The organism is Candidatus Thiothrix phosphatis (assembly GCF_035668035.1).
Classification (GTDB): domain Bacteria; phylum Pseudomonadota; class Gammaproteobacteria; order Thiotrichales; family Thiotrichaceae; genus Thiothrix; species Thiothrix phosphatis.
Genome location: NZ_JAYMYJ010000116.1, coordinates 1 through 9,009 on the forward strand (window position 1 = coordinate 1; position 9,009 = coordinate 9,009).

Annotated in this window: 6 protein-coding genes; all 6 read right to left on the minus strand. The window is 59.6% G+C overall.

The genetic code is table 11. From position 1 onward, the window contains the following. Positions 1-155 precede the first annotated feature (155 nt). Positions 156-728, minus strand: coding sequence for a type I-F CRISPR-associated endoribonuclease Cas6/Csy4 (gene cas6f / locus VSS37_RS13250; RefSeq protein ID WP_324695959.1), 573 nt, complete (start codon positions 726-728; stop codon positions 156-158). Then, positions 725-1,783, minus strand: coding sequence for a type I-F CRISPR-associated protein Csy3 (gene csy3 / locus VSS37_RS13255; protein WP_324695961.1), 1,059 nt, complete (start codon positions 1,781-1,783; stop codon positions 725-727). The genes cas6f and csy3 overlap by 4 nt, the downstream gene beginning before the upstream one ends. 11 nt (positions 1,784-1,794) lie before the next feature. Continuing rightward, entirely contained in the window at positions 1,795-2,868 is a 1,074-nt protein-coding gene (gene csy2 / locus VSS37_RS13260) for a type I-F CRISPR-associated protein Csy2 (RefSeq protein ID WP_046536940.1), read from the minus strand. After that, a complete protein-coding gene (gene csy1, locus VSS37_RS13265; protein WP_324695964.1) occupies positions 2,861-4,165 on the minus strand; it encodes a type I-F CRISPR-associated protein Csy1 in 1,305 nt (434 codons plus the stop codon). The genes csy2 and csy1 overlap by 8 nt, the downstream gene beginning before the upstream one ends. A gap of 308 nt (positions 4,166-4,473) precedes the next feature. Further along, positions 4,474-7,875 carry a type I-F CRISPR-associated helicase Cas3f gene (gene cas3f / locus VSS37_RS13270; protein WP_324695966.1) on the minus strand — a complete coding sequence of 1,134 codons (3,402 nt, stop codon included), beginning with the start codon at positions 7,873-7,875 and terminating at the stop codon, positions 4,474-4,476. After that, positions 7,872-8,849, minus strand: coding sequence for a type I-F CRISPR-associated endonuclease Cas1f (gene cas1f, locus VSS37_RS13275; protein ID WP_288127421.1), 978 nt, complete (start codon positions 8,847-8,849; stop codon positions 7,872-7,874). The genes cas3f and cas1f overlap by 4 nt, the downstream gene beginning before the upstream one ends. Between the last annotated feature and the right edge of the window lie 160 nt (positions 8,850-9,009).

The window sequence follows — 9,009 nt, forward strand, 5'->3', positions numbered from 1 at the left end:
TTTCTGAGCTGCCTGTGCGGCAGTGAACTACGTGTTTTCCCTCTAATGTTCTAATTTTTAAATAGAAAAACCATTTTGGCCAGTTTACCCAAATTTTTCGGAACATTCTCAACTAACTGGTTTTTATCAGTAATTGAAATTCCCTAAAAAAAGGGTCAGAACCAGGGGATGGTGGCGATGGAGCTCAGACCGTAGGCACTAAATGGACCAGACCTTGGATGGTCTTGTAAGGGTCGGTGTTCCACAAACAGGCGGAACTGTTGGCCGGTGGTCTGGCTGTTCAATACTACATAGGGCAGATCCAGCCGCTCGACAGCACTATCCGGAATCGCCTGCTCGGCCTCTTCTGCGCTGACGCCCTTGCGCGCCATCAAACGCCTCCGCAGGCGCTCGGGACTGCTCTTGGCCTGAACGCGGCGCACCACCCGGTAAGCTTTGAGCGTGGGAACGGGCTGGACCGGACTGACAATGGTGTGATCGCGCATGCCCAGCAGCCAGCCCCGAGCCATGAAATTTGCCAGTTCCGCAGCCATACCATGCAAACGCAGGCGCGTACCCAAGCCGTTCCTGCTCACGTCCGGGAAACTCAGCCCGATGTTCTGCCCGCCCTGAGCCACCAGCCCCCGGTGCAGTTTCCCGTAGAGGGCATTCAGCAGCACTCTGGGCGGAAATTCCGGGTCAGGCAAAAGGCGGATGTCGATGTAGTGATCCATGGTGGACGGCCTCATTCCTTGTCGCTGTTGCCGAAAACGCCACCACGGACGAGGATGGCCATGACGAAATGCTTGTCGCCGATAGTCTCGGGCACCTTGTCCCTGAGCACCCAGTTATCGAGCAGCGAATAGAAGTCTGCCTTCTGTCCGCGTTGGCGATAGGCCTTGCCCTGGTTGGTGACCGAACCGTAGGGTTCGACGGCGATGGGGCCGAGTTCGTTGCCACCCTCGGCGGGATACCAGGTGTCGATGGTGCGCAGCGCGTTGCCGATTTTCTGGCTGTGCAGGGCAGCCACGTTGCCGACTGCGTAAAGTGTTTTGCTCTTTTGGCCCTTTTTGTCGCCCTTGTCGAGGATCAGTTCCTGGGAAGGGTAAACCTCCTGGCCGTCGCCGATGCGGGCGTAGGCCACCACTTCGAGCAGGGTGTAACTGCTGGTACCGGCCAGGCCCTGCTCGAACACCTTGGCCAGTTGGGCGATGGCGTCTGCGGATTCAGCCGGGTCCTCGAAATGGCGAAGGCTGAAATCCAGGGCATTGAAGCGCCAGGTCTGTTTGGCTTCATGTCGTTCCAAGTGGCGTACTTCCACGGTGACTTGCTCTGCGCCGACCCGGTTACGCCAGAGGAAGCGGCCATTGGCCAGGTTGTAGGCATAGCGGCGCGCCAGTTCACCGAATCCTTGTTCGGCCACATAGCTTTGCACGGTGGCTTGCAGCTTCGCTTGGTAATCAGCGTTGTTGCAAGCGGCTGGGGTACCCGCGCCACCCAATACCCGCAGGGTAAAGCGCAGGCGCAGGGTATCGGCATCGTTGGGCAGGGTGGCCACATCCACGGTTTGCAGGTTGGGCGACTGGATCAAGGCATCCAGTTTGGCCGAATCCGGGTCCTGCTCCTTGGTCTTGAGGCGGTTGGAGATGGTGCCGCGAACGGATTTTTCGTGAATGGAGACCACGGGCCATGACGCGCCATTGGCGGAATCACTCCAGAGCCCGGCGCTAAAAAGGCCATCGGAGGGGTCAAGTTTGCGTTCAAAGGCGAGGACGGAGGCGGTCGAGAGTTCAGATTTGGCCATGGTTAAGCTCCTTAAGGGAGTTGGGGGTCGGTTTTAGCGAGGGTGTCGGAATAACGGTTCACGCAGCGGTACAGCCCGGCTTCCAATTCGGCGCTGCTGTGCCAGAGCAGTTGCTCCAGTTGGCTAAGGCGGTGTGGGCCGATCCATTGGCCGAGGGAGTAAAGGCTTTCCACAAAACGGAAAGGTGTGCTGTCATCCCGGGTGGCAGCCACTTCGCCGGCGGCATAAAGCGGCGAAATACTGGCATAGCCAATAGGCAGAGGCACCAGCCAGCCGGGGTGCTTTTCCACACGCCATTCCACCTTGGGCAGTAACTGGGCCGGTGAGGTGGATTGGGTTGTCGGCAAATCCCCTTCGGATGGTGTCTCGGGGGAAAGTCTGGCGGGGAGATGGTTCAGGCGGGTAAGGTCCAGCAGGGCGTCCAGCACATTGACCGGTATGCCGTCGCTCTCCGTCTTTGGTTTCTCCAGCCGTCCGGCCAGCAGGTCCGGCCGATGCACCAGGGCAAATCCGGGCAGCAAGCGGCGGCGCAGGTGAATGAATGCACGACGCTGATCCGCCGCCACGCCGGGCCAGGGTAGCCATTGGGGTTTGGGCACCCGGCGCGCCAGCGCCGGCAATATACAGCCGCCCGCCAACCGCATGCCCAAAGCGGTTTGGTAAGCCGCATCGGCGAAATCCTGCTCTTCCTGGGCTTCCTGGAAACCACCATGTACGGCGACAACCAGGCTCACCTCCAGATGGGCGCGACCTTCTTCGACAATGGCCGGAGGCGTGCCTTGGTTGATGAACTTGGCGGCGTCGTTCTTGAGGTAGACCGGGTTGCGACTTTGGGCAAAGATCAGATGCTGGCGCCGGTTGGGCTTGCAGGTCTGGGCCTCGAAGCCGTGGCAAATGATGCCCACGCCGCCGAATACCTGGCCATATTGATCCGACAGGCGCCGTTCCAGAGCATGGACAAAGCCGAGAAAGGCGCTGGGGGAGGGAAAGCCCCAGGTCAGCGGGCTGGAAATGGCATTGGCGTTCTGCACGCACAAATGGGGCAGGAGGAGCAGGCCGGTGGGTTTGAAGGCCTGCTTATTCATCGCCCAATTCCTTGTGCAACTCGCGTTCGAGCATGGTTTGCCATTCCAATGCTTCTGCGCTACCAAAAATGGTCTTGTCGGTTTTCAGGCTGGCATTGAGCCAGTTGCCGAAACTCCGGCTGACCTCGATCTGCCAGTCACCGCGCCGGTAAAGAGTGGCGAAGTCCTCGTCGCTCAGGCCGCGGGCCGGGTCCAGCCAGCATTGCTCGGCCAGATTGAGCTGGCAGTCAGCCTGGGCGCTCCAGCCAGGTTCCATGAAATTGCGAAGTTCGGCGGCCATGTTCAAGGCCTCGCCGCACAATTCGGCCACCAGTTCCTCGCGGGTTTCGCGGACATTGATATTCTTGTTCCGGTCATTCGCCATCCGGCGCAGGAATTCCTTTAACACCCCGACAAGCCGCCGCACCTCCTTGCGACGGCCGAAGAAGTGTGAAAAGACCGTTTCGGTTTTTAGGGGCGGGCGTAGGGCCGGGGATTTCCATACGGGCGGGATGGCCGCCAGCAGGTAGTTCTCACCCCGGCGCTCGGAGTTGAGCTGGCTGATGTTCTGGGGCTTGGAGCCACCGAAATTTTGGATGGCGAGATTGGGGTAATCCCGGTAGCCGTGGGGATGAGCCTTGTCGGCTCGTTCGGCTTCACGCGCGGCTTTAGCGGCATCGGAAAAACGGTCCTCGCCGATACGCTTGTGGACGGCATGGGCCAATGAGGAAGAGAACAGGGGAGCGAGTAGGTGATAGGCCCCCTCGCCCACCGGCCAATACAACTGCTTGGCCAAGGTGTGGGAAGACAGTCGACCTTTGGTTTCTGGCAAAGAGGAGAAGGCGACCAGCCATTCCGCCGCTTTGGCTGCATCGTTCGTGAGGGCCTCGGCAAGGGCTGGATCACGAGTCGTGGCCCGATCCAGCAAGCTGCGGCCATCAATAGTGAGGCAAAGGAATTTGTATACATCCAGGGCCGCTGCATTGCCTACCACGTCGGGCGACAATTGACCTTCCAAGGCATGGGAGCCAAGTTCCCGTGCATCAGCAGCCGGGTTGCCAGTGCTGAACCAGTTGGAACCACCTGCCGAGGAGTGGGTGAACTTGATGGCATGGGTTACCTGCTGAATCTGCCCTACCCGCCGGGCAGCGTCGGCGATCCAGGCTGCGGGTTGATGTTCAGCGATCAGCTTCTGTCGGAGTTCGTCATCGCCTTCCTTGAGCTTGTCTAGTTTGGGTTGGAGACGCTCCTGGAGAAATACATTGATGGCGCTGCGGATACGCGCAGCATCGCTGGTGGCAATTTCAGGTGAGGCCACGGTGAATCTCCTTTTTGATTGAGATATCAGGAAGCATGATTGCCTTGCTACTGAACCAGTAATAAATTTTCCTAGTATCTAATAGTTGGTCAGATTAAGATTACACCTGTGGAGTCTATAGCAAACCCATTTAGCCTTGCAAGGGATTCGTCGCACCAGGTGGCCAGATAAATTTTTCGTCTATCGGCAATGCGATAATTGGAAGACTGCTGCAAAGCAGCTCAGAAATAGTAGCCAATCGTAGGCAAATACCTTCACTGCCGCACAGGCAGAACAACACTGAAGCCACAAACTTCGCAGGAGTCACGCTAAGCGCGGCTGAATCCCAGGGCTGGGTGATAGCGCCAGCGTTTGCTGGCTTCCTCGCCCGGCAGGTCCACCCGTCCGAACTGTCGGGCGCAGTCCACTGGCTCCAGGCCTTGCGCTTCGGCCAGGATTGGCAGAGTGGTGAGGTAGTCGGGAGCGCTCCAGGGATCAATGCGCCGGCCTGTGAATAGATCGGCGTCTCGTATGCGCTGTAGTAGATTGCCCTCCACCGGGGTTTCCTTGCCGGTCTTTTCCAGCCAGTAAAATTCGGTTTCCGTGCAGTCTTCGTCAGGCCGGAAGTAGTAGCTCTGATGACCTTGCGGATCGTCGCGAAAGCGGGTTCTGGCTTGTAGTACGCCGGAGATGTGGGCGCGGGTACTCCACCACCACTTCACAGGGACTTGCTGTTGCATCTCGCCTGCTTTCGCACCCAGCATCAGGTCGGCCAGCCTCGCGTGCTCCAGGTCTACGAGATTGCCCTGGCAATCCAGGTTGTCGCGGGGACGAATGCGGGGGCGGGCGTCGATGATCTGCCATTGCTCCTTGGTGAGCAGCTTCGTGAGGGAATGGTCTTTGAGGGGAAATTCCGGGCACTCGAAACCCGGCCAACGAAATGCCGGCGTATTTCCTGGGTGCTTGATGCCTTTGACGTTGCGATCCAGCAAGAGGATGTTGGGCTGGTCGATGGGGCAATCGAATCTGCGGTGGCGCTTGACCCGGCCGGCGAGCTGAATGATGGAGCGCATCGATGAGGGTTCGACAATGGCCCAGTCGTAGTCGTGGTCCCGGCCCACTTCTGCCACGGCAGTGGCGAGAACGAGGAAGATGTGGTCTTCTTCCGGGTTGGCGTCCAGCCTTGCACGCAGGCCGGGCCAGGCGAACACCGCTTCCGGTTTGTGGCGCTTGAGGACGGCATCCAGCTCCTTTTCAATTTCGGCCCGCACCAGCAAGGGATGGCGGGCGTGGTAGGCACACAGGTGGATGCGACAGCCTTCGGGGGCGCCCAATGCAAAAAGACCTTGGGCCACATCAAACAATGGGTCGATGTTGGCCATGCGGATCAGACCAAAGCTTACGCGCTTGCCAGTGGCGGGATCGAGGCTGTGATGCCGGTGATGCTGCTTCAGGGCTTGGTCACGCAGGATGTCTGCAAGCTGACGGCAGATGTGGGTCTGAATGCTGCTTCTGTCGTTGGCCTTCGTGGGGACAATCGGCACGTCGATGATGGCGGCACGGCGGCGTATTTCCTTGGCCGCCGACAGTCGAGCGATGCGGCGATCAATAAAGGCCGTGTGGGCGGCAAGAAAAGTCGCGCCATCGGCCTCCTTGCCATGCTCGCTGTTTTGTACACCAAATTCATCGAACCAGCCACAGCACACGGCCAAGGCCTCGCTAGGCCGGCCCCGATGATGCTGAAATTCCTCCCGGCCGGCGCAATAGGCCAGAAACAGTCCTTGCACCAGGGCAGGCGGCAGGGTGGCGGAAGAGAGCAAGATCCGGCTACCCAGCAGGGCAGCCCAATGAACCAGGCGGGCCAGGGCGGGCAGATCGCCCATGTCGAATTCGTCAGGCTCGTCAAGCACCAGATCCGAAGTCATGAGCCGCAGCATGGGCAGGATTTGATGGCCGCCCCGGGTGCTTTCCGTGGCGGGCATCAGATGGTCGATGGTGCACACCAACACCGGGGCGTCGAGGAGGGCGCCGGCTTCGCGGCGGCGGCGTTGATGCTTCTGTTCTTGCGTGTTCCCTGGTTGCTTGCGGTCCGGATATAGCCACTCCTTGAGCGGGCCATCTTCCAGGCTGCCTTCATAACGCACGTGGTTGTAGCCGGCCAGTAGCTCCTGGGATGATTCGCTGCCCGCGTCGATGCTGGCTCTGGTCTGGGCCTGGTAGTAGGCGTGCAGCGCCTTGGTGGCCGCGCCGCCCACCAGCACTGCCAGGTCTTCCGGCCCGAGGTGGAGGCGTTCCCGGTAGGCGTCACCGGTTTGCAGGGTCAGGGTGCGCAGGCCCAAGGCCACGGTGAAGCGGGCACCGAGCTGGGGATTGGCCAGTCCGTAGAGGATGCGGGCATTGGCGAAGGTCTTGCCACAACCCGTGGAGGCGAGATTGATGCCGAAAAAGCCCTGCTGAGCAGACCGTTCGCGCAGACTTTCGGCCAGATCGAAGGCGGTGTTTTGCCAGGCATAAGGTGCTTTGGCCCGTTCCCGGAAGCCTCTGTGGCGAGCAATGTGCGGCAAGCTTTGATCAAGTCGGGGCAAGGTGCGCACCAGGCGGCCGGCGTTGACCTCGACGCCGATCAGGTGCTCGTCGAGGCGTTGCTTGAGCTGAGGTTTTTCTCCCTCTACACGGATCGAGTTGGCGTAAAGGACTTTGCTGCCGCGCCGCACCGGGTCGCCATAGCGGATGTGGCTGGGCTGGGCCGAGTAGTAGTGATCCGCCAGCATCAAGGCCAGCCGGGAGAAGTGAAGTACGTAAGGACTGCTCAGGACGTCTAGGGCCTGTTCGGCTAGGAGCTTGGGCCGTTTGAGGATGGCGCTGGCCGTATTGGCCACATGCTGGCGCCAATGCTGGCTGTCGAATGGCAGACCGCGGTTGAAACGCCAGCAGGCGGCCTGGGCTTGGCCATTGGTGCTATTTGGATGACTGCCGCACCATCCATGCACCACGCCACCGGGTAATTTGTCCAGGGCTTCTGCATTCAATACCCTATTGAAATCGTCATTCGTCACTGGTGTTGGCAAGCGGTGATGGCTGACGATCAGCCAGCCGATGACCCGTGCCAGAGGCAATGTCAGAGCGCGGAAGGGGCTGTAGGACTTGTCCAGACCATCTCGAACGACTTTGCCGACCAAGGATTGAGTTTCGCTGCCGTCGAGTTTGGCGAGACGTTCCAGCCAGTCCCGATCGTCCTTGCCGCCTGCACCGACAAAAGCCTCGAACAGCCTCAACGATACCCACTCATGACGGAAGGGATCGACCACCGGCATGGTACTGGCCAGCTTTTTCTGAAACGCCTCATTCGCCTTGCCGAAGTCGTGAAACAGTGCCGCCAGGCAGGCCAGCAAGCGGATGTCTTCGGCGCTGTGCCAGTCGTTTTCATCACCGGTTCGCAATACATTGCGTTGGGTCATGTTGGTCGGGGTGGCGCCGCGGGCGTTGAACTGACGCATGTCGCCGACGACCCAGATCAGCTCGCTGTGGTCCTTGCCGCGTATCCAGTGACAGGCTACTGCCGTATTCTTGCGGGCAGTCTTGCGCAGCAAGCGGTGGAGTGTTTCCAGGCCTTGTTGGGTGATGGCGGTTTGCCAGGTGCGGTCGCCGCGCCGTTCGGCGAACTGGTCGAGGATGCGCCGGGTTTCGGTAAGAGCGTTTTTACTGCACTGGGAAATCAGCAATATGTTCATCGGGCGCGAGTGCCGATCTCCTGGGCAATGCCTTTCAGGGTGTCGATCATGAAATCCAGTGCCTCGGTAGCCGTAAAGGTGTTGATACAGGCCTGGCGGAAGGTCTGCTCGTCGTCGCCCCGGCTGGCAGAGATGAAAGCCTGGGGCAACACCACGGCGTCCTTGACCAAATCTGCCACGTCAAACACCAGGCCGCCGCGTCGGGTCTTGCCGTGCAGGACGGCCAGACCATGCGGCAGGCCCAGTACCCAGGTGGCACTGGCGCCAAGTCCATAGGCCAGGTAGTTGCCATGATCGAGAAGACGATTGGCCGCGTCGTTGCCCATGCCTCGCTTGGCGCGAATGAAATCGCCGTAATCCGTCGCATTGGCTGCGAACTTGAACAACTTCTTCGTAAGACGGGCCTCTTCGGTCAGTAAAGCGTTGCCATCTGCTGCCGAGTCGACGGATTTTCTGGATGAATCCAGGGCGGCCAGGAAAGCTTCCTTTGGCACCTGGAAGCCGTTGCCGGCCAGTGAACGGTGTTCGCACCAGAGCCGGGCGACCTGCTCCAGCCGGGCGCGCTGGAAGGCTTTGGCCGCCTCCAGACGAAGTCCATCGTCAAACCAGAAGCGGACCCAGGCTTGCAGATATTCAGTCGGACGGTATTCGCTTTGAGGTGACAACCAGGCCACTTCGACATCGATTTCGTGGGCACTGTAGAGCGGCGTGCCACCACCGCCACAGAAGCCGACCATCACCCCGGCCTTGGACAGCTCGCGCATGGCCGCCTGGGTGATCGATGTGCCGGTTCCAAGCAGGATTGTCGTCGTATTGGCAATGGGGATGTTCCAGTACAGGGAATGCCTGCCTTCGTCTGTGACATATTCGACTCGCCCGCCATTGACCAGTACGCGGCAATGTTCGAGGTAGTAGAGATTTGCTCGTTTGGAATGCAGGATGGTCTTGAGATCAGAGGGAGAAAACTCGTTCATGATGTATTTTCACCAGTTTCCGGTTGTGCACTGTCCTGTGCTCTTGCCAGGATGCTACCAAGAACCAGGCCGGACGAGCAGGCTGGATTTCAACGGCAAGCTAAGCGCTTTCCCAATAGGGTCGGACACCGATCCGCTCGGCCAGGTAGTCAATCAGCAC

Coding starts and splice junctions, on each gene's coding strand:
- cas6f (WP_324695959.1), bottom strand. CDS start 728: ATGAGGCCGTCCACCATGGATCACTACATCGACATCCGCCTTTTGCCT.
- csy3 (WP_324695961.1), bottom strand. CDS start 1,783: ATGGCCAAATCTGAACTCTCGACCGCCTCCGTCCTCGCCTTTGAACGC.
- csy2 (WP_046536940.1), bottom strand. CDS start 2,868: ATGAATAAGCAGGCCTTCAAACCCACCGGCCTGCTCCTCCTGCCCCAT.
- cas3f (WP_324695966.1), bottom strand. CDS start 7,875: ATGAACATATTGCTGATTTCCCAGTGCAGTAAAAACGCTCTTACCGAA.
- cas1f (WP_288127421.1), bottom strand. CDS start 8,849: ATGAACGAGTTTTCTCCCTCTGATCTCAAGACCATCCTGCATTCCAAA.